Here is a 22,589-nt window from a genome sequence, read left to right as displayed (position 1 = left end):
CCCGGCCGTGGAACTGCCGCCGCCCCTGTTCCTGTTCATCCAGACGAACAAGCGCTGCAACCTGCGCTGCGAGCACTGCGACTTCTGGAAGCTCGACGACGCCGACCGTGCGCGCTACCTCGGCCCGGCGCGCCGGCACGAGGTGCTGGCGGAGTTCGCCGCGATGAATCCCCAGGGCAGCGTGGTGATCTGCGGCGGCGAGAGCATGCTCGACCTGGAGGACTACTTCCACATCTCGCGCACCTGCCGCGAACTGGGCCTCGCCTGCCTGTCGGTCATCAACGGCACTCGCGTGCGCGACGAGGCCACGGCCGAGCGCATGATCCGCGAGGGCCCGCACGGCATCTCGGTGTCGCTCAACAGCCATCGGCCGGCCCTGCACGACCGCACGCGCGGCGTGAAGGGCGCCTTCGGCAAGGCGGTCGCCGCGCTGCGCCTGCTGCTGGCGGCGCGCCCGCCGGGCGGCGACACCCGGATCAACGTGATGGGCCTCGTCTTCGACGAGAACTACCTCGAGCTGGAGGACTTCTACGCCTTCGTGCTGGACGAGCTGGGCGCCGACAAGCTGAAGCTGAACTTCCTGCAGCCCAGCTTCGGCCAGATGGGGCTGGTCGACCCCTTCTTCGCCGCCCACCGCAACGTGGACCCGGACCGGCTGGTCGAGGTGATCCGCCGCTGCGACCAGCGCTTCGGCCTGGGGCTGAACCCGCTCTGGCTGCACCAGGTGCACATGTACTTCTCCACGCTGCGCGCCTGCCCGGACGCGGCGCGCGGCTGGGGCTCGCACACGCGCACGACGGAACACATCTGCAACACCTACGAGCGCAACATCATGGTGGACCACTACGGCGTGGCGCGCCTGTGCTTCTCGGGCAGCTTTCCGGGCATGCAGCTGGACAAGCCCGGCGACTTGCGCCTGTTCTGGCGCGAGGCGGAGTTCGTCCGCACGGCGATGCGCGGGTGCAACCAGTTCTGCGGCATCAGCCACAGCGTGCGGCGGGAGACCAGCACCTGCGCCTCGCGCCGACCGGCCGCGCTCTTTCCCGCGGCGCGGCCCGCGGCCGGCGTGGCGCGCACCATTCCCCTGCACGTGGACCGCGGAGGCTGAGGTGAACGACACGGCGCTCAGGGTGGCCGTGGTCACCCCCTACCACCGCGAGCCGGCCGCCGTGCTGCGCCGCTGCATGCAGAGCGTGCGCGCGCAGGGCCATCCGCAGGTGGTGCACTACATGGTGGCGGACGGCCTCCCGCAGGCCGGGCTGCTGGCCGAATGGCCGCAGGTGCGGCACATCGTGCTGCCGCAGGTCAACGCCAACTTCGGCTGCACGCCGCGCGGCATCGGCGCGCTGTGCGCGCTGGCCGACGGCGCCGACGTGGTGTGCTTCCTGGACGCGGACAACCTGTTCCTGCCCGGCCACGTCGCCTCGGTGGTGCAGGCCTACGCCGAGGCCCGGGAGCGGGGCCGGCCGGTCGATGCGGTGTTCTCTTCGCGGTACATGTTCCTGCCCGGCCACGAGCACCTGCGCATCGTTCCGCCGGACGAGGCGCCGGGCTCGGATTTCGTGGACACCAACTGCATCAGCCTGGCCCGCTCGGCCGGGTTTCTCTGGGGCGCGTGGTCGCAGCTGCCGCGTTCGCTGACGCCCGTGTGCGACCGGGCGATGTGCTGGCTCATGCAGCACCACGGGCTGCGGGTGTGCTGGACCCGGCAGTGCACCGTGCTGTACGAATCGCGCTGGCGCGCCACCTATCTGCAGGCCGGCCTGCCGCCGCCCGGGGGGCTGCACGACGATCTGCTGCGTTCGGCCGGCGTCGGCCTCACGCCGGAAGAGCTCTGGGGCCTGCTGCGGGTGCAGTGGAGCTTCGATCCGCCGGCGCGGCGGGCGTGACGGACCCGGTGCGCCGGCTCACCGCGGGAGGCCGTGGCCGCCCGTTGCGTCCAGTGCGCCCAGCGCGCGCGGCAGGTCGCCGTGCCAGGTCTTCAGGCCCTGGTGCGACAGGCGCGACTGCAGGTCGACGAACACCTGGCCGCCCAGCTGCTGCCAGCGCCGGCAGAAGGCGAAGTCCTCGCTCAGGTAGCGGCCGGTGGCGGGCTCGAACTGGGTGTCGAAGAAGCGCCAGTGCGGCAAGTGCGCATTGGCGTGGTCGCCGGCCTCGGGCGTGTAGCGCAGCTCGGGCATGGCCGCGGCCATGCGTTCGAACACGCCGCGGGCGATCAGCATGAAGCCGGTCGGCGCGTCCAGCACCTCGACGAAGCCGTCGGCGTCGGCCTCGGTCGGCGTGTGGCGCAGGTTCAGCGGATAGCGCGCATGCAGCGCGTCGAAGTCGGCCTGCGTGGCGCCCGCGGGCAGCGGCCGGGCCAGGCCCTGGGCCGGCCAGCCGTCGTTCTTGTGCGGGTAGACGCCGGCCACCACCTCGCGGCCGGACAGCAGCAGGCGCAGCGCCGCATCGGGCGCGAAGCCGACGTCGGCGTCGATCCAGAACAGGTGCGTCCACTGCGCATCGGCCATGAACTCGGCCACCAGCCGGTTGCGCGCGCGCGTGAGCAGGCTGTCGCCGTCGAGGAAGCGCGTCTGCATGGCGAAGCCGTGCGTCCACGCCGCATTGACCAGGCCCAGCAGGCTGCGCACATAGAGGCTGGCCATGGCGCCGCTGTAGCTGGGCGTGGCGACGAAGGGGCGGATGCCCTTGAGGGCGGCGGTGTCGAGCATGGCGAGGTCGATGCGTGGTGAATGCCTGGTGAATGCCTGGTGAATGCTGGTGGAAGAAGGGCGTGCAGTTCAGGCCGCGTGCGCATGGCGCCGCGTGGTGAGCAGTGCGCGCAGCTTGGCCGGCGCGACCGGCTTGGTCAGCAGCATCACGCCGCCGTGGCGCAGCCGCTGCAGCACCTCGGGCCCGGTGGCGCCCGAGACCAGCACCGCGAGCGCATCGGGCTGCAGGCGCCTGGCGGCATCGATCACCTCCATGCCGTCGGCGTCGCCGGCCAATTGCAGGTCGCACAGCACCGCGTCGAAATGCACGTCGCCCGTGCCGAGCCGCGCGATGGCCTCGGCGCCGGTGGCCACGCATTCGACCTGGCAGCCCCACTGCTCCAGCAGCGCGCGGCTGCCGTCGAGGATGGCGGGGTCGTCGTCGACCACCATGCAGTGCAGCCCGGCCAGCGGCGTCAGCGCGAGCGGCGCGGGCTCGGGTGCGGTGGCGTCCGCCGCATGGGCCGCGGGCAGCGTGAGCGCAAAGGTGCTGCCCGCCTGCAGCGCCGAGCGCAGCGTGATGCGGGTGCCCAGCAGCGCCGCGATGCGCGCGCAGATCGCCAGGCCCAGCCCGAAGCCGCGGCGGCGGTCGCGCTCGGTGTTGGCCACCTGGTAGAACTCCTCGAAGATCCGGCCCTGGTGGATGGGCGCAATGCCGATGCCGTTGTCGCGCACCTCGATGCGCACGCTGTCGCCGTTCCTTCCGCGGGCGCGGCGCGCGGCCACCAGCACGGTGCCGCCGGCCGGCGCATGGCGCAGCGCGTTGGCCACCAGGTTGCCGACGATGCGCTGCAGCAGCGCCGCATCGCTGCGCACCGCCAGGCCGCGGTCGCTCCAGCGCAGGCGCACGTGGGTTTCCACCGCGGTGGCGGCATGCTGCGCATCGAGCTGGTCGAACAGCGCCGCGAGCGGCACCTTGGTGATCGCCGGCGTCAGCACCTGGGCATCGAGCCGCGAGATCTCCAGCAGGTCGTCCAGCAGCACGCCCATGAACTCGGTGCTCTCCTGCAGCCGCAGCATGGCGGGGCGCTGCGCGGCGCTGGCGCCCGGCAGCAGGCCGTCGATGAACAGGCCCATGGCATGCAGCGGCTGGCGCAGGTCGTGGCTGGCCGCGGCCAGGAAGCGGGCGCGCGAGAGTGCGGCCTGCTCGGCCTCGGCCATGCGCTGCAGCGCCACCGCGGTGGCCTCGCGCACGCGCTCCTCGCTGATCTGCCGGTTGCGCTGCAGGCGCTCGGCCAGGCGGTCGATGTCGTGCGCGAGCACCGTGAGCTCATGCGCGCGGCCCTTGCCGGCGCCGCCGGCGGCCGCGCGGCTGTCGCCCTCGGCCACGTCGCAGCGCGCCTCGAAGTGGCCGCCCTCGAGCGCGGCCACGGTGCGCGAGATGCGCCGCAGCGGCCGCGCCACCGTGCGCGCCATGTGGCGCACCGAGGCCCAGGCCGCCAGCAGCGCCACCAGCGCGATGCCGATGCTCGCGATCAGCGAGCGGCTGCGTTCGCGCGCATAGGCCGTGGTGTCGCGGAAGGTCTGCACCAGGCCGATGGGCGCGTCGCCAGCGGCGGTGGAGCCGGCCGGCGCGAAGGCGCTGGCGCGCGAGGCCTCGCGCAGCGTGACCGGCGAGGTGAACATGCGCAGCTGCGCAAGCGAAGAGGCCTTGGGGCCGGCCGTCACGTAGACGCCGGCGCTGTTGCTGATTTCCACGCGCATCACCTGGCCGCCGCGCAGCGCGGCATTGGCCACGTTCTGCAGCGCCGGCAGGTCGCCGGCATAAAGGCTCAGGTCGGACATGGCCGCCACCTGGCGCGCCACCGCCTGGCCCTCGGCGTCGAAGGCGGCCTCCAGCGTCTGCAGCCGGCTGTGGGTGAACCAGCCGGTGAGCGCGAGCGCCACCGCGGCGCACGGCACCACGCCAAGCCGGAACAGGTCGCGCTGCAGGTTGCCGCGCACCAGCAGCGTGGGCGTGGGCGCAGAGGGCGGCGGCGCTGCGTCGGCGCGCCCGCCCGCGGAGGGCAGCGTCTCGCTCATCGCACGACCGTGAGCCGCTCGGTCAGTTCCCGCTCCTCGGGCAGGCGCAGGCCGAGTCCGCGCGCCACCGTGGCATTGACCCGCACGGTCGCGGGCGCGGCCGATTCCACCAGCGGATTGCCGCTGCCGCCGGCGCCGCTCGCAAGCTTCTGCCCGAGCAGGCGCGCCTGCTGGGCCAGCTGCGCCGGTGTCGAGACGGCCGCGGCCAGGCCGCCCGAACGCACCAGTCCTTCGCTGGCGCCGAACACCGGCAGCCCCGCGCCGGCGCCGGCGCGCAGCACCGACAGCGTGGCGGCCTGGTTGTCGCCGATCAGGTCGGGCAGCACCAGCAGGGCATCGCTGCGCGGCACCACCGAGCGCAGCGCGCCGGCCAGCGACCTGTCGTCGGGCGCGTACTCCACCTGGATGTCCCAGGGCGGATTGCCGTTCTGCGCGGCGCGCTGCAGCTCGCGCACCAGCGGTTCGGATTCAGGTGTGGCAACCACGCCGATGCGGTGCTTCTGCGGCAGCACCGCGCCGATCAGCGCGAGCTGGTCCGCCATGGCCGGGTCGCGCAGCAGCACGCCCACGCGCCGGTCGCCGCGCTTGAGCGCCGCGCTGCTGGCGCGAAGGCTCTCGTAGTCGAGCCGGCTCAGCATCGCGAGCACCAGCGGCTGCTGGCCCGGGCGCTCCAGCGCGGCGCGTGCGGCGGGCGCGCCCACCGCGAGGGTGAGCGCGGCGTTCGCGGGTGCGGTGCGCAGGCTGCGCGTGCGCACGCCGGCATTGGCGCCGCGCTCGGAGTCGGATTCGGCGCGAGCCGTTTCCACCGGCTGCGCGGCTTCGGCGCCGCCCGGCGCGAGCCGCACCAGCTCGAAGCGGCTGCCGGGCTCCTGGCTCGCGCGCAGATGCTGCACGAACTCGGCATGCGCCGGGAGCTCGTCGCCCACCAGCACCGTGAGCTCGGCTGCCGAGGCGCTGGCAGCGGGCTGCGCCATGCACACGAGGGCCAGCACGGCGCAGGCGCCTTGGCGTCGCCGTTTCCGGAGGAGCGAGATGAGAGGGTTCACGGCGACAAACATGGGCTGCGGCTGCAGCAAGTGCAGCACCCAATGTACGGAAGCCGCCTGCTCCGCGCGATAAGGCAGAGGGCTTATGTCGGCGCCCGCAGCCCCGCGCGGCTGTGAGGAAGATCACAGCGCCGGCAGCCGCTTGGCCTATGTCCGACGCACTACCCTGGTCAGGCGTCGGCGTTGGACAGCGCCGCCGCGCGCTGCGCCTGGATCGCCTGGCGCAGCACGCGCGGCGACACCGGCTTGTAGAGCACCGCGATGCCGGCGCTCGCCACTTCGCGCAAGCGGTCGGGCTTGGTCTCGCCCGTGACCAGCAGCCGCGCCGTGCCCGGGCCGATGCCGCGTGGGTGGCGCTCCAGCGCGGCGATCACGTCCAGGCCGTTGTCGCCGCCCTGCAGCAGCAGGTCGCTCACCACCACGTCGGGCGGCTGCGCCCAGGTGTCGGCCAGCGCCAGCGCTTCGGCGCGCGTCTGCGCGGCCAGCACTTCGGCGCCCCAGTGGGTGAGCACCACCGTCAGGCCTTCGAGGATGGTGCGCTCGTCGTCGATCACCAGGATGCGCAGGTTTTCCAGGCTCGCTTCTTCTTCGGCGCCGCCGGCGGCGGGCGCGGCGGCCGGCGGCGGCAGCGCGGCCGGCGCCGAGCGCACCAGCACGCGCACGCAGGTGCCCTTGTGCGGCCTGGACGTGAGGTCGACGCGCGTGTTGAGCAGCTCCGCCAGGCGCTGCACCGTGGCCAGCCCGAGGCCCATGCCGCGCGCGCCGCGCGGTGCCTGGCGGCCCGTGGTCTCCACCTGGTAGAACTCCTCGAACACGCGCGCCTGGTGCTGCGGCGCGATGCCCACGCCGGTGTCGACCACGTCGATGCGAACCCCCTTGCCGCGCCGCCGTGCGCCGATCAGCACGCCGCCCTCGAGCGTGTGGCGCAGCGAGTTCGACACCAGGTTGTTGAGGATGCGCGAGAGCATCACGTAGTCGCAGCGCACCCAGAGCTCGGTCTTGCGCGCGACCAGCCGCAGGCCCTGCTGCTCGGCCACCGGCCGGAAGTTGCGGCTGATCTCGTCGAACAGCCGGTCCAGCGGAAAGTCGGCCCACTGCGGCTGCAGCACGCCGGCATCGAGCTGCGAGAGATTGAGCAGCTCGGAGAACAGCCGGTCGAGCGAGTCGACGCACTCGCGGATGTGGCCGATGCGCTGCAGACGCAGCGGGTCGGTTTCCCCGTTGGCCAGCCCGTCGGAAAAGAGCGTGAGCGCATGCAGCGGCTGGCGCAGGTCGTGGCTGGCCGCAGCCAGCAGGCGCGTCTTGGCCTGGCTTGCGACTTCGAGCTGCTGGTTCTTGCGCGCGAGTTCGGCGGTGGCCTCGCTGATGCGGCTTTGCAGCAGGCGGTGGCTTTCGGCCAGCGCGCGCGCCGCCTGGTTGAAGCCGTGCTGCAGGTGCCGGATCTCGGAGGTGCCTTCGATGGCCACGCTCGCGGCCTCGCCCGCGCCCAGCCGGTCCACGGCCCTGCCGAGCGCGCGGATCGGCTCGCTGATGCGCCGCGCCGCCCACCAGCCCGCCAGGCCCACGCCCACCAGGCTGATCGCCAGCACCAGCACCACGTTGAGCCACACCGAACGGCGCGCGTCCTGCACCGCGTCCAGGCTCATCTCCACCATCACCTTGCCGCTCTGGCGGCCCTCGTCGCTGACGATCGGCACCACCACCTGCAGGCCATCGCCGCGCGCGCGGTCGACGGTCTCGGAGTTGGCCACGATCTCGCCGTCCTCCGACCAGATCTGCACCTGCTGCACGTGCGGCTGGTAGGTGCCCGACTGGGCGGTGCGCTGCAGCATGCGGCGGTCCATGCGCAGCAGCGGCGTCTGCGCCGCGGTGGCCACCTGCATGGCCACCGTCTGCGCGTTGGCACGCATCAGCGCGGTCAGGTTGTCCAGGTGCTGGCGCGTCAGGACGGCAATGGCCGCCAGCGTGGCCGCGGTGGCCGGAACCAGCGCCAGCAGGATCAGCTGCTGCGCGAAGGTGAGGCGCGCAAGCCCCCGGAGGACGCGGAAGTTCCAGTTCATGGGGGGATTTGGCGCATGAAGGTCGAGCTTAGAGGGGCGGCCATGCGAGCGAAAGATGGGAAAAACATCACGAAATTAACTTGTATTTGGTATCTAATTGCGTCGCGTTGCCCATGTTAGACCCGCTGGTCCGCAGCGGCCCCATGTCTTCGTGTTCCAAAAATGCAGGCCTCCCCATGCCGCGCCCGGAAGGCTTCCGGCGCTTCCGACGCCCTTCGCGCCTCTCGCTGCCCGAGGTTCGGGCGCGCCGCCGCCATGATGGGCGTGGCGCGCCGCGGCGCAGCGGCCGCCATGCTCGCATTGCTTGCCGGCCTGCCACAAATGGCCCTTGCGCAGCCTGCGCCGCAGCCCGATGCACCGGTTCGCTTCGGCATCCTGCCGCTGGGCGGCGCCTTCGAGTCGCGCAGCGACTGGGACCCGCTGCTGGCCGAATTGAGCCGCGCCATCGCCAGGCCCGTGAGCGTGCTGTCGGTCAACTCGTACGAAGCGCTCGACCAGGCGATCCGGCGCGACGAGGTCGACATGGCCTTCCTGTCCGGCAAGATGGCGCTGGACGCCGTCACGCAACGGCGCATGAAGGTGGTGGCCCAGGTGGTGCGGCACGACGGGCTGCCCGGCTACCGGGCGCTGCTGCTGGCGCGCAAGGCGCCGCCGTTCAACAGCATGAAGAGCCTGCTCGCGGAGCCGGAGCGCTGGCGCCTTGCGCGCGGCGAGCGGCAGTCGGTGTCGGGCTTCATCGTGCCGCAGCTGCAGCTGTTCCTGCCCAACCACATCGCGATGGAGACGCGCTTCCTGAGCGAGATCGTCGGCACCCACCAGACCACCGCGCTGGCCGTGGCCAACAACGAAGCCGACGTGGCCACCAACAACACCGCCGACTTCGAGCGCTTCAGGCAGCGCTTTCCGGCCGAGGCCGAGCGGCTGCAGGTACTGTGGGAGTCGGAACTCATTCCGCATGCGCAGATCGTGGTGCGGCGCGAATATCCGCCCGAGCTGCGCAGCCGCGTGCAGGCCTTCCTGGTCGGCTACGGCCGCGCGAAGGGGCCCAAGGGCGATGCGGAGCGCGTGGTGCTCAAGTCGCTGCATGACCTGGCCGGCTTCGTGGCGGCGGACAACAGCTCGCTGCAGCCTGCCGCCAAGCTGGCCTACCAGCTGGCCAGGCAGAACGCCATGGGCGCGCAGTGGGTCAACGATGCGGCGCGGCAGGCGCGGCTCTCGCGCATCGAGAGCGGGTACGCGGAACAGACCGCCGTGCTGCGCGACCTGTCTCCCTGACGCGGTCCCTGCCCATGTCCATGTCCATGCTGCGTCTCCTGCGTTCGGTTGCCGCGGCGCTCGCGCTCTTGGCCGTTGCCGCGGCCTGCCTGGCGCAGGGCGGTGCCGCCACGGCGGACAAGGCGGCTGCTGCGCCGGTCAAGTCGATCCGCTTCGGCGTGCTGCCGCTGGGCGGCGCGGTCGAATCGCGCGCCCTGTGGACGCCGCTGCTGGCCGGCCTGAGCCAGGCCATGGGCGTGCCCGTGAGCGCCTACTCGGTGGCATCGTACGAGGAGCTCGACCGCGCCATCCAGCGCGACGAGATCGACATGGCCTTTCTCTCGGCCAAGATGGCGCTCGACGCCGTGATGCAGCGGCGCATGAAGGTGGTGGCGCAGATCGCGCGCCGGCCCGGCATGCCGACCCACCGCGCCGTGCTGCTGACGCGCAAGGCCGGCCTGCCCAGCACGCTGGAGGCCGTGCTCGCCGAGCCCGAGCGCTGGCGGCTCGCGCGCGGCGACAGCCGCTCCGTGACCGGCTTCCTCATTCCGCAGAGCCAGTTGTTCCTGCCGCGCGGGATCGCGATGGAAACGCGCTTTCGCGGCGAGATCGTCGGCACCCACCAGGCCACCGCGCTGGCCGTGGCCAACGGCGATGCCGACGTGGCCACCAACAACACCACCGACTTCGAGCGCTTCAGGGAACAGTTCCCGGTGGAGGCCGCGCGGCTGCACATCGTGTGGGAGTCCGAGCCGCCGCCCGGTGCGCAGATGGTGGTGCGGCGCAGCTATCCGCCCGAGTTCCAGGCCCGGCTGCAGGCCTTCCTGGTGGGCTACGGCCAGGGCAAGGGCCCCGGCGCCGATGCCGAGCGCGAGGTGCTGAAGACGCTGCGCGCGGCCTACGGCTATGCCCCCGCCGACGACAGCGCGCTGCTGGCCGAGGCCATGCTCGAATACCAGCTCGGCAAGCAAAGCGCCATGGCCGCCGCCTGGGTCAACGACGCCGCGCGCGAGAAGCGCCTGCAGCGCATCGAGAAGAACTACCGGGAACAGGTCGAGGCCCTGAGCGCGGCCCCGCGCTGAGCATCTGCAGCTGGCATCGCAAGGCCGAGCCCTGCGGGTGCGCTCCACAGCCCGGACCCTGACCCCAAGCGGGAACCCTGGCCAACCGGCGGCACCTGTCCGAGCCGATATCATGGTTCGGGCCTGCCAAGGCAACCGGTCAATCAAGGGAGAGAACAAATGCCGTCGAACATGAATTCGGCTGCGCGTGCGCAGCATTCGGAGCCCAACATCACTCTGTACGGGCGCATCGCTGCAGATCCTGTGGGCTATGTCACCTGGCCCACGCCCGATCTGCATTTTTCGATCGTCATCGACGACGCCTACAGCGGCATCACCGTGATCGATGGTCAGCCGACCTTCTTTGAAGCGGGTAGGCGAAATTTTGGCTTGATCCGATCGAACCGATACATGAACTCGCTTCCCGGCGAGGTGCGGACCCAGATTCCTCTGAATCCCCCGCAGGGCATGAGTCGACAGGAGTTCGCACGCCAGCTCGTCGTCAACTCTCAGAAGTTCGCGAGCTACGTTTCTCCGTACTCGGCGCCGAAGAACATCCTCGGCTCGCGCATGCGTCCCGGCGAGTACAACAGCAGCTCCTATGTTGCAGGCTTGCTCAAGAGCGTGACGGGCTACGTGCCCTTGGTGTCCGTACCTGGATATTTGACGCCAGGTTGGGAGAGCCCCATGCCGGCGCATTACTACAAGGGCGAGGCGATCCGATGAAAACGCGGTGGTGGTGGCTGCCGCTGAACATGCTGGCCTGGACCTTGGCGATGCCTTTGCTCAGCGTCGGCCTGCGCTTCCTGGAGCAGCATCGGATCCTGGCGATGTCGGGGAGCGCCGTGGCGGCCGGAGCGATTGCGCTTTTGCTTTGGGCCGCCTTGATCTACGCGAGATGCGTTCCGGCCGCGCCCGAACTCCCGCGCCGCATCGGGTACTTCGTGGCGTTCGTCGCCGCGATGCTTGCGCTGGGCGCAGGAGCCCTTTGGCTGACCTTCTGGGCCATCGTCGCGATCTACGGCCTGTAACGCCCGCCCGGAGCCGTCCGTTCCTTTTGCCGGTAGACAACCGGCGGGACATTTGCCGCACCGCCATCGAGGCATCTACTCCCTTCGCCGTAGCTCCAAAACCCCGCATCTAGGCCGTTAGGCGGATTTGCCCGCCGCGGCGCGCGCCGGAAACTTCGTGTTTCTTTCAGGCAGCCCTTGCCGTTGACGGAGTGCGGATGAGTTGGCGAACAAAAGTGGTCTGGAGCGAGGGGATGCTGCTGCAGCCCCAGCACCTGCAGCAAAGCGAGCGTCATGCCGACCATGCGAGGCATGTGCTGCTGCGTTCCACCACGCCTTATGCCTGGGGATTCGCGGAGATCGAGATCGACCAGGCCGCGCTCACGCTGGGCAAGCTCGCGCTGGTGCGGGCGGTGGGCCTGTTCGGCGACGGCACGGTGTTCGACATGCCGGCGGTCGATCCGCTGCCCGAGCCCATCGACATTCCGCCCGCCATGCGCGACGAGGCCGTGGTGCTGGCGCTGCCGCTGCGCCGCGCCGGTGCCCGCGAGGCCGATGCCGAAGACTATGAAGAGCTGGTGCGCCACCGCGTGCTCGAGTCCGAGGTGCCCGACTCCAACACCGCGGGCGAGCGCACCGCCGTGCTGCAGCTGGGCCAGCTCCACACGCGCCTGATGCGCGCCAGCGAAGCCACCGACGCCTGGACCACGCTGGGCGTGGCGCGCGTGCTGGAGCGCCGCGTCGACAACCAGGTGCAGCTCGACCGCGCGATGCTGCCGCCGCTCTTGGACGTGGCGGGCCATGCCGTGATCCGTTCCTGGCTCGACGAGCTGCTGGGCCTCTTGCGCCAGCGCGGCGAGGCGCTGGCCGGCCGCATGACGCAGGGCGGCACCGGCGGCGTGGCCGAGATCGCCGACTTCATGCTGCTGCAGGCCGTCAACCGCAACGAGGCGGTCTTCGCGCACCTGGCCCAAAGCGCCATGCTGCACCCGCAGCACTTCTTCGAGCACGCGCTCGGGCTGGCCGGCGACCTGGCGAGCTTTCGCGATTCGCGCCGCGTCACGCGCTTCGGCCCCTACGTCCACGACGACCTGGCGCTGAGCTTCCGCCCGCTGATGGACGACCTGCGGCGCAGCCTCTCGATGGTGCTGGAGCAGTCGGCCATCCGCATCGACCTGCACGACCGCAAGCACGGCGTGCGCGTGGCGGTGGTGACCGACGTGGAGCTGCAGCGCAAGGCGACCTTCGTGCTCGCGGTGAATGCCAGCATGCCGAGCGAGGCGCTGCGCGCGCGCTTTCCCACGCAGGTCAAGATCGGCCCGGTCGAGCGCATCCGCGACCTCGTCAACCTGGCGCTGCCGGGCGTCACGCTCACGCCGATGCCGGTGGCACCGCGGCAGATTCCCTTCCACACCGGCGCCAACTACTTCGAGCTCGAAACGCGCAACAGCGACCTGTGGCGCCAGCTGGAGCAATCGGGCGGCATCGCGATGCACATCGCGGGCGACTTCCCCGGCCTCGACCTCGCGTTCTGGGCCATTCGTTCCTAGCCGCATCGGGCTGACGGAAACGGAACACCATCATGACAACACCCGATCCCTTCGCCGCCTTCGAGTCGGAGCGCACGGTCATCAAGCCCAAGCCGCGCACGCCGGCCGGCACGCCGCCCGCGCCGGCTCCCGCACCGTTCTTCGGCGGCGCTGATCCGACGCCGGCCGTCGACGTCGGCGAGATCGGCCTGCTCAATCCGCTGGTCTCGGCCGCGGGCAAGCTGCTGGTGCTGATCGGAAAGCTGCGCAACCTGGTGCAGCCGCCCAACGTGCCGGCCCTGCGTGCCTCCACCGCCGACGCGGTGAACCAGTTCGACGCCGCCGCGCGCCGCGCCGGCGCCAGCAACGAATCGGTGCTGGCCGCGCGCTACGTGCTGTGCACCGCGCTGGATGAAGCCGTGGCCAACACGCCCTGGGGCGTGCAGGCCGGGTGGAACAAGCAGAGCCTGCTGGTGCAGTTCCACAACGAGACCTGGGGTGGTGAGAAGGTGTTCCAGCTGCTCGCCAAGCTCGCGCAGGACGTGCCCACCCATCGCCAGCTGCTGGAGCTGATCTACAGCGTGCTCGCGCTCGGCTTCGAAGGCCGCTACCGCGTGGTCGACAACGGCCGCGCGCAGCTCGATTCGGTGCGCCAGCGCCTGGCCGACCTGATCGCCAAGGACCGCCCGCCGCTCGAGGCCGAGCTTTCGCCGCACTGGCGCGGGCAGGGCGCGGGCACGGTGCGGCTGCGCGAATCGCTGCCGCTGTGGGTGTTCGCGGCCGGCTTCGCGCTGCTGCTCGCGCTGGCCTGGTTCGGCCTGCGGCTCACGCTCAACTACCGCTCCGACACCACCTATGCCGCGGTGTCGGGCCTGCGCGTGCCCAACATCCAGATCGCGCCGCCCGCCGCGCCGGCCAAGTCGCCGCGGCTCGCGCGCTTTCTGGAGCCCGAGATCAAGCAGGGCCTGGTCACCGTGACCGACGAGGCCGACCGCAGCGTGGTGCGGCTGCGCGGCGATTCCTTCTTCGGCTCCGGCAGCGCCGAGCCCATGGCGGCCTCGCTGCCGGTGCTGCGCCGCATCGGGCAGGCGCTGGCCGAGGTGAAGGGCGAGGTGCTGATCACCGGCCACTCCGACAACCAGCCGATCCGCTCGCTGCGCTATCCCTCCAACTGGCACCTGTCGGCCGCGCGCGCCGATGCGGTGAAGGGCGCGCTCACCACGCTGGTGGAGCCGGCGCGCATGCGTTCCGACGGCAAGGCCGACGCCGAGCCCGTGGCCGCCAACGACACACCGGCCAACCGCGCGCGCAACCGGCGCGTCGACATCGTGCTGTTGTCCGAGCCGGACCGCGTGGCTGCCGCGGCGGGAGTGACGAAATGATCAAGAAATTCTTCGGCTTCCTGTTCAGCCCGCTGCTGCTGACGCTGCTGGCGCTGGTCATCGTTGCGCTCTTGATCTGGTGGATCGGCCCGCTGGTGAAGATCGGCGCGTGGGTGCCGCTCGAAAGCGAGCTCGCACGCGCGCTGCTGATCGGGGCCATCGTGCTCGTCGTGGTGCTGCGCGCGATCTACCGCCGCTGGCGCGCGCGCCGTGCGAGCCAGCACCTGACCGACGGCCTCATGAAGGCGCCCGCCGCCAAGGCCGATGCGCCGGTCAACGGCGAACAGAAGATCCTCGACACGCGCTTCAGCGAAGCCGTGGCCACGCTCAAGCAGATGCGCCTGCATGCCGCGGGCAAGAAACCCGGCTGGCGCGACTGGCTCTCCATTTCCGGCGGCAGCTACCTGTACGACCTGCCGTGGTACGTGTTCATCGGCGCGCCGGGCGCGGGCAAGACCACGGCGCTGGTCAACTCGGGCCTCTCGTTCCCGCTGGCCGAGAAGTTCGGCCCCGGCGCGATCCGCGGCGTGGGCGGCACGCGCAACTGCGACTGGTGGTTCACCGACGAGGCCGTGCTCATCGACACCGCCGGCCGCTACACCACGCAGGACAGCCACCAGTCGGAAGACAAGAGCGCATGGGAGGGCTTCCTCGGCCTGCTCAAGAAGGCGCGCCCGCGCCGCCCGCTCAACGGCGTGTTCCTGACCGTGAGCGTGGCCGACCTGCTGAGCCAGGGCCCCGAGCAGCGCACGCAGCTGGCCGCCTCCATCCGCGCGCGGCTGCTCGAGCTCGACGCGAAGCTCACCACGCGGCTGCCGGTGTACGTGCTCGTCACCAAGAGCGATCTGCTCTACGGTTTTACCGACTACTTCGACGACCTCGGCAAGGAGCAGCGCGCGCAGGTCTTCGGCTTCACGCTGGCGGCCGACGAGAACGTGCAGGCCGGCGAGAAGGGGCTGTCCACCGCCTTCCACCGCGAGTTCGCGCTGCTGCACAACCGCGTCAACGATGGGCTCATCGCACGCATGCAGCGCGAGACCGACGGCACGCGGCGCGCGGCGATTTTCGGCTTTCCGGCGCAGTTCGGCTCCATCGGCTCGATGCTGTCGGACCTGCTCGACCAGGTTTTTACCGGCTCGCGCTTCGCGCAGCCGCCGTGGGTGCGCGGCGTGTACTTCACCAGCGGCACGCAGGAAGGCAGCCCGATCGACCGCGTGATGGGCAGCCTTTCGCGCAGCTTCGGCATCGAGCGCGCGATGCTCGCGCCGCAGAAGTCCAGCGGCCGCAGCTACTTTCTCACTGCGCTGCTGCGCGAGGTGGTGTTCCCCGAGCAGCGCCTGGCCGGCGCCAACGTGAAGCTGGAGCGCCGTCGCCATGCGCTGCGCGTGGCGGGCGTGGCGGCCATGACGCTGGTCACGCTCGCGCTGCTCGCGGGCTGGGGCTACAGCACGCTGCAGAACCTCAACTACCTGAAGTCGGTCGAGGCGCGCGTCGAGCCCGCGCGCCAGACCTTGGCGGCCCTGCCTTCGCGGGTGCAGAACCTGGTCGAGGTGGCGCCGGTGCTGCAGGGCCTGCGCAACATCTGGAAGACACCCGACAACCGCCAGGGCGACGAGCCGCTGTCGATGACGCTCGGCCTCTACCAGGGCGACAAGCTCGACGCCGCCGCCATGCTCACGCACCAGCGCGCGCTCAACGACGCCTTCCTGCCGCAGATCGCCAAGCGCATCGAGGACCAGCTGCGCACCGCGCAGAAGGACAACCTCGAATACACCTACGAGGCGCTCAAGAGCTATCTCATGCTCTACCAGCCCGAGCACTTCGATGCCGAGGCGCTCAAGGCCTGGATCACGCTCGACTGGGCGCGCAGCCTGGACCGCGGCATTCCGGAAGACCAGCGCCAGGCGCTCGAGGACCAGCTCGATGTGCTCATTGCCCAGGGCCCGCCGCGCTCGCCGCTCAAGATGGACGAGAACCTGGTGCGCAGCGTGCGCGCCGTGCTCGCAAGCTATCCGCTGGAGCAGCGCGTGTTCAGCCGCCTGAAGCGCCAGCGCGCCACCAAGGACATTCCGGCCTTCAGCATTGCCACGGCCGCGGGTCCTTCGGCGCCGCTGGTGTTCGAGCGCATCAGCGGCAAGCCGCTGACCGAAGGCGTGCCGGGCATGTTCACCTACGACGGCTACCACAAGCGCTTCCAGAATGAAGTGACGGTGCTCACCGGCCTGCTCGCGCAGGAAGACCCGTGGGTGCTCGGGCAGGACCGCAGCGCCACCGACCGCATGCGCGACGTGGCGGCGCTCGGCGCGCTGACCGACCGCGTGCGCCGCCTCTATCTTGCGGAGTACGTCAAGGTCTGGGAGGCGCTCCTGGCCGACGTGCGGCTGATCCGCGCCAGCGGGCTCGAAAAGAACATCGAGGCCGCGCGCATTCTCTCGGGCGTGGGCTCGCCGCTTGCGAACTTCCTGCGCGCGGTGGTGAAGGAGACCACGCTCATTCCGGCCGACCAGCCCAAGGACGTGGTGAGCAAGGCCACCGCCACCGTCGCCAGCACGCGCAAGGGCCTGGAAGACCTGTTCGGCGGCGACCCGAGCAAGCCCGTGGCCAGCGGCAAGCGCATCGAAAGCATCGTGGACGACCGCTTCGAGCCGCTGCGCCGCCTCGTCACCGCCGCCGGCCCGAACCAGCCCGCGCCCATCGACGATGCGCTCAAGCTCTTCAACGAGGTGTACGTGTACCTCAACGCCGTCGACACGGCCGTGAAGGGCCGCACCTCGCCGCCGCCCGGCGACGTGGCCGGCAAGCTCAAGTCCGACGCGGGCCGCCTGCCCGAGCCGGTGCGCACGATGGTCGAGAACCTGAGCCAGTCGGGCGCGGCGCAGGCCCAGGTGGCCGAGCGCGGCAACCTGAGCCAGGACCTGCGTCCCGTGACCGATTTCTGCAACCGCGCCATCGCCGGCCGCTACCCCTTCGTGGGCAGCAGCAAGCGCGACGTGCTGCCCGAGGACTTCGGCCAGATGTTCGGCGCCGGCGGCCTGATGGACGACTTCTTCCAGAAGCGGCTGGCCGCGCTGGTCGACACCAGCACCAAGCCCTGGCGCTACAAGCCCGTGGCCGAACGCGGCGCCGTCACCACGCAGGCGCTGGCGCAGTTCGAGCGGGCCGCGCGCATCAAGGACATTTTCTTCCGCGGCGGCGGGCGCGGGCCGTCGATGCGGCTCGACTTCAAGCCGGTGGAAATGGATGCGGGCATCACGCAGTTCATCCTCGACGTCGACGGCCAGCTCGTGAAGTACGCGCACGGCCCCGTGGTGCCCATGGCCGTGCAGTGGCCCGGCCCGAAGGGCAGCAACCAGGTGCGCATCCAGGTGAGCCCGCCTTCGACCATCGGCAGTTCGGGCGCGGCGGTCGACGGGCCATGGGCGCTGTTCCGCACGCTCGACGACGGCCAGCTCGAAGCCGGCGATGCGCCCGAGAAATTTTTCATCACCTTCCAGATCGGCGCGCGCAAGACGCGCTTCGAAGTGACGACGAACAGCGTGCAGCATCCGATCCGCTTGAAGGAGCTGCGCGAGTTCTCCTGTCCGGAGGGGCTGTGAGCGACGACGCGGCTGTTTTTTCTGCATTGCCCGGATGGTTTGGCAAGCTGCCGGGCATGGGCGACTTCGCGCACCGGCGCCTGCCGGAGTCGTTCCGCTCGGTGTGGGACCCGTGGCTGCAGCGCGGATTGGCACGGCTGCGCGACCGGCATGCGGACTGGACTTCGCACTACCTCGAAGCGCCGGTGTGGTGCTTTGCGCTCGGGCCGCAGGTGGTTGGCGAAGGTGCATGGATCGGCGTGCTGATGCCGTCGGTCGATGGGGTGGGGAGGTACTTTCCGTTCACGCTGGCGGTGGGGCTCGATGCTTCTGCGGGCGGGGCGCTGCAGGGCGATGCACTGCAGGATGCGCTGCGGTGGTGGGCGCGGGGGACGCGGGCTGCGCTCGAAGGGCTTGAAGGGGATCTGGATGCGCTGCGGTTTGATGCGGTGCTGGAGAGGGTGTTTGCTGCTGCCGGTGATCTCCAGGTGCGCGAGATGGCAGTGGAGTCGCTTGCCTTGCCGGGGGTGGGGGAGTCTTTGTGGCTTGGCGATCCGGGGGCTGGTGACGGGGCTCGGATGCTTGTTGCGGGGTTGCCTTTGGATGGTCGGTTTGAGGCTTTGTTTTTGGGGGGTGGGGAATGAAGTTCCTGCTTCCTTTTGTTGCCGGAGGCCGGGTCTCGCCCCGGCGGGCGAGCTACTTTCTTTTGCTTCGCCAAAAGAAAGTAGCCAAAGAAAAGGCGACCCCACTGTCTGCGACCCTTCGCTTCGCTACGGGCAACCTGCGGTGCTCGGGTTTCGCGGGGTCTCGCAGAACTCGCTTCGCTCAAACAGCTGCGAGCCCTGATCCGCGAAACCCTGCGCTCCTCGGCGCATACAGAGGGGCTTGGATACCGAACGGGCCTTTGCTTCGCTCGGCCACCAAGCCACCGCAGGCGCGCAGCGCCTGCGGTGGTTGGTATTGGCTGTTTGGATCGGACTCGGCCGAGCGAAGCGATGGCCTGTCTTCTCCCCACCCCTTCTGGCTGCGCCGAGGAGCGCAGATGGAGGCGGGATCAGGGCCGCAGCTGTTTGAGCGAAGCGAGTTCTGCGGACCCCCGCCGGAGTCGAGCACCGCAGGTTGCCCGCAGCGAAGCGGAGGGACGCAGACAGTAGGGTCGCCTTTCTTTTGCCTACGTTTCTTTGGCGAAGCAAAGAAAAGTAGGTCGCCCGCCGGGGCGAGACCCGGCCCCGGAACAAAAACAAGAACAACCAAAGGAGCCAGTCAATGACCGAAGCTCCAAACACCAGCATGCCCCCAGAAGACGACCGCACCCGCGTCATGTCGCGGCCTGCGCAGCAACTCGACGACACCTCGGCCACCGTCATCACATCCGGCTCCACAAGCCTCTCCAACGCGCCTGCAGCAGCCGGCGCCGCAGCAGAAACCAGCGAGGCCGGCCTCCTCCCCGTAGGCAGCCGCCTCGCAGAATTCGAGATCACGCGGGTCGTCGGCCAGGGCGGCTTCGGCGTGGTCTACGAAGCCTGGGACCACACGCTCGAACGCGTCGTCGCCATCAAGGAATACCTGCCCACATCGCTGTCCACAAGGCAGCACGACGGCACGGTGGTCCCGCTGTCCGAGCGCCACCGCGAAACCTTCGACCTCGGCATGCGCAGCTTCATCAACGAAGCCCGCCTGCTCGCGCAGTTCGACCATCCCTCGCTGCTGAAGGTCTACCGTTTCTGGCAGGAGCGCGGCACCACCTACATGGTGATGCCGTTCTACCGCGGCGACACGCTGCGCCAGGCGCTGGTCTCCATTCCCGCGGGCGTGGACGAGGCCTGGCTGATCCGCATCATGGACGGCGTGACGCAGGCGCTGGCGGTGATGCACGGCGCCAACTGCTACCACCGCGACATCGCGCCCGACAACATCATCCTGCTCGAAGGCTCCGGCCGGCCGGTGGTGCTCGACTTCGGCGCCGCGCGCCGCGTGATCACCGACAAGACGCAGGCGATCACCGTCATCCTCAAGCCTGGCTACGCGCCCATCGAGCAGTACGCCGAAATGCCCGACATGTCGCAGGGCGCGTGGACCGACGTCTATGCGCTCGCGGCGGTGATGCATGTGGCCGTGTGCGGGCGCGCGCCGCCGCCCTCGGTGGCGCGGCTCCTGTCCGACAGCTACGTGCCGCTCGCGGGCAACGACATCCTGCGCCAGCGCTACAGCCTGCGTTTGCTGCAGGCGATCGACGCGGGCCTGGGCGTGCGGCCCGAATCGCGGCCGCAGTCGATGGCCGAGTTCCGCGCCGCGCTCGACCTGGAGGTGGGCCACAGCATCGCGCCGCCGCCGCGCACCACGCCCGGCGGCCCGGGCGCGCGGAACAACACCGGCAACGCCGACCTGCCGACGACGATCGGCCGCGGCAAGGCATCACCCGCGCCGGCACCCGCTCCGGGCGTGGGCGAAAAGAACAGCGGCAAGACCGTGGCCGCGATCGCCTCGGTGGCCGTGCTGGCCGCCGTGGCCGGCGGCGGCTGGTGGTGGTACCAGGGCCGCACCACCGCGGGCGCGGAAGGGGACAACAACGGCGGCAAGCAGGTCGCCGTAGTCGCAGCACCACCACCGCCGCCCGAACCGCGCGTGGTCCAGGCACCGCCACCACCGCCGCCACCTCCGGCGCCACGCACGCCGCTCGAATCGCTGCAGTCGCTCGCGGCGGGCGCGGCGCCGGGCTTCGACGTGACGGCCGCGCCCAGGAAGGCCGAGGTGTCGATCGGCAAGGACAAGCTCGCCTTCGAGGTCCGCAGCAAGCGCGAGGGTTTCGTCTACGTGTTCCTGCTGTCCAGCGGCGGCGAGATGTTCCTGCTGTTCCCGAACCTGCTCGACAAGTACAACAAGATCACCGCCGGCAGCCCGCTCTCGCTGCCGCGCGCCTCCTGGCCGATGGATGCGGGCGGTCCGGCGGGCACCAACCAGTTCGCGGTGCTCGTGAGCGAGCACGAGCGCGACTTCGGCGGCTCGGGCGTGCAGAACGACGGCGTGTTTCCGCAATTTCCGCTGCCCGTGCTGGCGGCGCTCGAAGCCAGCCGCGGCACGGGTCCGTCGCCTTTGCTGGGCAAGCCGGTCTGCGCGCCCAACACCCCTTGCAACGACGTCTACGGCGTCGCGAATTTCAAAATCGTCGAGAAGTAATCGTCTGCAGAGCGTTGGCCCGTTGGGCCGTTCTTTCCGGACAAGGAGGCTTTCATGAACACGACACCGTCGCCGGTTCTTTTCATTTCCGCCCTGCGCTGGGCGGCCACCGCAGCAGCCATGCTTGCGGCGGGTTGCGCCAACCCGCCGCCGACGGCGAGCGCCGGCGCTTCGGACACGGCGGCCAGCGCGGCAGCCGCCGGCTCGACGACGACGACGCCCCCACCGCCGCGCCCCGCCGGCTCGAGCACGGCCGGCCAGGCGCGCACCTTCTCGACCCAGCTGGCCACCTACACCTCGGTCAGCTTCGATGCTGTGCCCGGATGGGCGCGCGACGACTTCTCCGAAAGCTGGCCCGCCTTCCTCGGCAGCTGCAAGGTGCTCACCGGCCGCGGCGCCGAGTGGAAGGACGTGTGCGCGCGCGCCCTCCGGGTCGACAGCAAGAACAACAGCGCGATCCGCGCCTTCTTCGAGCAGGAGTTCTCGGCCTACCAGATCCGCGACGACGACCGCAAGCCCGACGGCGTGGTCACCGGCTACTTCGAGCCCGAGATCCCGGGCAGCCGGCAGTACGCGGCGCCGTTCATCTACCCGGTCTATGGCCAGCCCGAGGACATGCTGTTTGCCGATGCGCGCAAGCTGCCGGCCGGCAACGGCACGGTGGCGGCAAAGGTCGAAGGCCGCAACGTGGTGGTGCAGACCGGCCTCAGCACGCGCGACATGGGCGCGCCGGGGCTCTATGCGCTCGACCTCTCGGCCATCACGCGCGACACGCTCGACCGCAAGGTGCGCCTGCGCATCGAGGGCAAGCAACTGCTGCCCTACTACACGCGCGAAGAGATCGAGACCAAGGGCGCGCCCAATGCGAAGGTGCTGGCCTTCGTGAGCAGCGCCACCGCGCTCTACGAAATGCAGATCCAGGGTTCGGGCCGCATCAAGCTGGCCAACGGCGACATCATCCGCGTGGCCTATGCCGAGCAGAACGGCCAGCCTTTCCGCCCCACGCTGGCGCAGGCGGCCAACGGCAAGCCGCGCAGCCCGGTCAAGGTGCGCGGCTCGTCCATCGAACTGCAGCTCGACGACGGCGACGAGGACGACGACGTCGGCGGCCCCGCGACCGGCACCATCCGCACGCGCGGCTTCACGCTTGCGCAGCCCACGGCCAGCGGCGCGGTGCTGGTGCCGGGGCGGCGCACGGCCGGGCCGGTGGTCGGCTCGGGCATCAAGGACCCGAGCTACGTGTTCTTCAAGGAATCGCCGTCGCCCTCGGGCGGGCCGGTGGGCGCCTTCGGCGTGCCGCTGTCGGCGGGCCGCTCGATCGCGGTGGACCCGCGCAGCACGCCGCTGGGCTACCCGGTGTTCGTGTCGACCCGCGCGCCCGGCACCGGCGCGCCGATGCAGCGGCTGACCATTGCGCAGGACACCGGCGGCGCGATCCGCGGCGCGGTGCGGGCCGACTATTTTTTCGGCAACGGCCAGCAGGCCGCGACCAACGCGCGCCGCATGAAGGAGCGCGGCCAGCTCTGGATCTTGCTGCCGCGCGGCCTGGCCGTGGCCACGGCGGCGGTGTCCTCGGCCATCCGCACGCGCGGCGGCCCGGCGGGCGCCGGCCTGCCGCAGTGCCTGGTGCCGACCGAAGGCGTGTGCGTGGACGACTGAGTCATGTCTGCCCCCCGGCTTTTCACTCGCTGCGCTCCTGTAACTCCACCCCCCGAGGGGGAGG

At 70.6% G+C, this 22,589-nt stretch carries 16 protein-coding genes; 12 read left to right on the top strand and 4 right to left on the bottom strand.

Annotated features, from left to right (window positions below; translation table 11 throughout):
• Positions 1–7 precede the first annotated feature (7 nt).
• Together VPA02S_RS09765 and VPA02S_RS09760 are read left to right on the top strand one after the other, a co-directional pair.
• Positions 8–1,108 carry a radical SAM protein gene (locus VPA02S_RS09765; protein ID WP_062363632.1) on the top strand — a complete coding sequence of 367 codons (1,101 nt, stop codon included), beginning with the start codon at positions 8–10 and terminating at the stop codon, positions 1,106–1,108.
• Between the two features lies 1 nt (position 1,109).
• Positions 1,110–1,889 (top strand): glycosyltransferase family 2 protein, encoded by a 780-nt coding sequence (locus VPA02S_RS09760; protein ID WP_062363629.1) that lies wholly within the window; start codon positions 1,110–1,112, stop codon positions 1,887–1,889.
• An 18-nt stretch (positions 1,890–1,907) separates the two neighbouring features.
• On the opposite strand, the gene VPA02S_RS09755 is transcribed toward VPA02S_RS09760, so the two are convergent.
• The 4 genes from VPA02S_RS09755 to VPA02S_RS09740 form a co-directional block, all read right to left on the bottom strand.
• The gene (locus VPA02S_RS09755) at positions 1,908–2,711 is read right to left on the bottom strand and encodes a hypothetical protein (protein WP_062363626.1); all 804 of its coding nucleotides are present in this window, start codon (positions 2,709–2,711) and stop codon (positions 1,908–1,910) included.
• A 69-nt stretch (positions 2,712–2,780) separates the two neighbouring features.
• Positions 2,781–4,772: an ATP-binding response regulator gene (locus VPA02S_RS09750; protein ID WP_062363624.1), complete on the bottom strand. Its 1,992-nt coding sequence runs from the start codon at positions 4,770–4,772 to the stop codon at positions 2,781–2,783.
• On the bottom strand, positions 4,769–5,764 hold the full coding sequence (locus VPA02S_RS09745; protein WP_244883430.1) for an ABC transporter substrate-binding protein: 996 nt from the start codon (positions 5,762–5,764) through the stop codon (positions 4,769–4,771). The genes VPA02S_RS09750 and VPA02S_RS09745 overlap by 4 nt, the downstream gene beginning before the upstream one ends.
• A 224-nt stretch (positions 5,765–5,988) precedes the next feature.
• On the bottom strand, positions 5,989–7,878 hold the full coding sequence (locus tag VPA02S_RS09740; RefSeq protein ID WP_018904054.1) for an ATP-binding response regulator: 1,890 nt from the start codon (positions 7,876–7,878) through the stop codon (positions 5,989–5,991).
• Positions 7,879–8,169: 291 nt separating this feature from the next.
• On the opposite strand from VPA02S_RS09740, the gene phnD reads away from it, so the two are divergent.
• The 10 genes from phnD (at position 8,170) to mltA (ending at position 22,525) form a co-directional block, all read left to right on the top strand.
• Positions 8,170–9,153, top strand: a complete 984-nt coding sequence (gene phnD / locus VPA02S_RS09735) for a phosphate/phosphite/phosphonate ABC transporter substrate-binding protein (protein ID WP_244883428.1) — start codon at positions 8,170–8,172, stop codon at positions 9,151–9,153.
• A 14-nt stretch (positions 9,154–9,167) separates the two neighbouring features.
• Complete coding sequence (locus VPA02S_RS09730) at positions 9,168–10,214, top strand: phosphate/phosphite/phosphonate ABC transporter substrate-binding protein (protein WP_062363621.1); 1,047 nt, start codon at positions 9,168–9,170, stop codon at positions 10,212–10,214.
• A gap of 159 nt (positions 10,215–10,373) precedes the next feature.
• On the top strand, positions 10,374–10,919 hold the full coding sequence (locus VPA02S_RS09725) for a hypothetical protein (protein ID WP_062363618.1): 546 nt from the start codon (positions 10,374–10,376) through the stop codon (positions 10,917–10,919).
• Positions 10,920–10,948: 29 nt separating this feature from the next.
• Positions 10,949–11,224 (top strand): hypothetical protein, encoded by a 276-nt coding sequence (locus VPA02S_RS09720; RefSeq protein WP_062363615.1) that lies wholly within the window; start codon positions 10,949–10,951, stop codon positions 11,222–11,224.
• A gap of 197 nt (positions 11,225–11,421) precedes the next feature.
• Positions 11,422–12,753, top strand: a complete 1,332-nt coding sequence (gene tssK / locus VPA02S_RS09715; protein ID WP_062363612.1) for a type VI secretion system baseplate subunit TssK — start codon at positions 11,422–11,424, stop codon at positions 12,751–12,753.
• 32 nt (positions 12,754–12,785) lie between these two features.
• On the top strand, positions 12,786–14,114 hold the full coding sequence (locus VPA02S_RS09710) for a DotU family type VI secretion system protein (RefSeq protein ID WP_062363609.1): 1,329 nt from the start codon (positions 12,786–12,788) through the stop codon (positions 14,112–14,114).
• Positions 14,111–17,710, top strand: coding sequence for a type VI secretion system membrane subunit TssM (gene tssM / locus VPA02S_RS09705; RefSeq protein ID WP_062363607.1), 3,600 nt, complete (start codon positions 14,111–14,113; stop codon positions 17,708–17,710). Before VPA02S_RS09710 ends, tssM begins: the two co-directional genes overlap by 4 nt.
• Positions 17,707–18,333: a type VI secretion system-associated protein TagF gene (tagF, locus tag VPA02S_RS09700; RefSeq protein ID WP_062363604.1), complete on the top strand. Its 627-nt coding sequence runs from the start codon at positions 17,707–17,709 to the stop codon at positions 18,331–18,333. Before tssM ends, tagF begins: the two co-directional genes overlap by 4 nt.
• 622 nt (positions 18,334–18,955) lie before the next feature.
• Positions 18,956–20,866, top strand: coding sequence for a serine/threonine-protein kinase (locus VPA02S_RS09695; RefSeq protein ID WP_062363601.1), 1,911 nt, complete (start codon positions 18,956–18,958; stop codon positions 20,864–20,866).
• 54 nt (positions 20,867–20,920) lie between these two features.
• On the top strand, positions 20,921–22,525 hold the full coding sequence (gene mltA / locus VPA02S_RS09690; RefSeq protein ID WP_062363599.1) for a murein transglycosylase A: 1,605 nt from the start codon (positions 20,921–20,923) through the stop codon (positions 22,523–22,525).
• Positions 22,526–22,589 lie beyond the last annotated feature (64 nt).

Source organism: Variovorax paradoxus NBRC 15149 (assembly GCF_001591365.1).
Classification (GTDB): domain Bacteria; phylum Pseudomonadota; class Gammaproteobacteria; order Burkholderiales; family Burkholderiaceae_C; genus Variovorax; species Variovorax paradoxus.
The sequence above is the reverse complement of the archived record's forward strand: the minus strand, read 5'-3'. Positions and strand labels throughout refer to the sequence as shown.

Bases quoted from the DNA above. Each gene is read 5' to 3' on its own strand.
- VPA02S_RS09755 (WP_062363626.1), bottom strand. From the start codon at position 2,711: ATGCTCGACACCGCCGCCCTCAAGGGCATCCGCCCCTTCGTCGCCACG.
- tssK (WP_062363612.1), top strand. From the start codon at position 11,422: ATGAGTTGGCGAACAAAAGTGGTCTGGAGCGAGGGGATGCTGCTGCAG.
- VPA02S_RS09730 (WP_062363621.1), top strand. From the start codon at position 9,168: ATGTCCATGTCCATGCTGCGTCTCCTGCGTTCGGTTGCCGCGGCGCTC.
- tssM (WP_062363607.1), top strand. From the start codon at position 14,111: ATGATCAAGAAATTCTTCGGCTTCCTGTTCAGCCCGCTGCTGCTGACG.
- VPA02S_RS09725 (WP_062363618.1), top strand. From the start codon at position 10,374: ATGCCGTCGAACATGAATTCGGCTGCGCGTGCGCAGCATTCGGAGCCC.
- VPA02S_RS09720 (WP_062363615.1), top strand. From the start codon at position 10,949: ATGCTGGCCTGGACCTTGGCGATGCCTTTGCTCAGCGTCGGCCTGCGC.
- VPA02S_RS09695 (WP_062363601.1), top strand. From the start codon at position 18,956: ATGACCGAAGCTCCAAACACCAGCATGCCCCCAGAAGACGACCGCACC.
- mltA (WP_062363599.1), top strand. From the start codon at position 20,921: ATGAACACGACACCGTCGCCGGTTCTTTTCATTTCCGCCCTGCGCTGG.
- VPA02S_RS09710 (WP_062363609.1), top strand. From the start codon at position 12,786: ATGACAACACCCGATCCCTTCGCCGCCTTCGAGTCGGAGCGCACGGTC.
- VPA02S_RS09750 (WP_062363624.1), bottom strand. From the start codon at position 4,772: ATGAGCGAGACGCTGCCCTCCGCGGGCGGGCGCGCCGACGCAGCGCCG.
- VPA02S_RS09740 (WP_018904054.1), bottom strand. From the start codon at position 7,878: ATGAACTGGAACTTCCGCGTCCTCCGGGGGCTTGCGCGCCTCACCTTC.
- phnD (WP_244883428.1), top strand. From the start codon at position 8,170: ATGCTCGCATTGCTTGCCGGCCTGCCACAAATGGCCCTTGCGCAGCCT.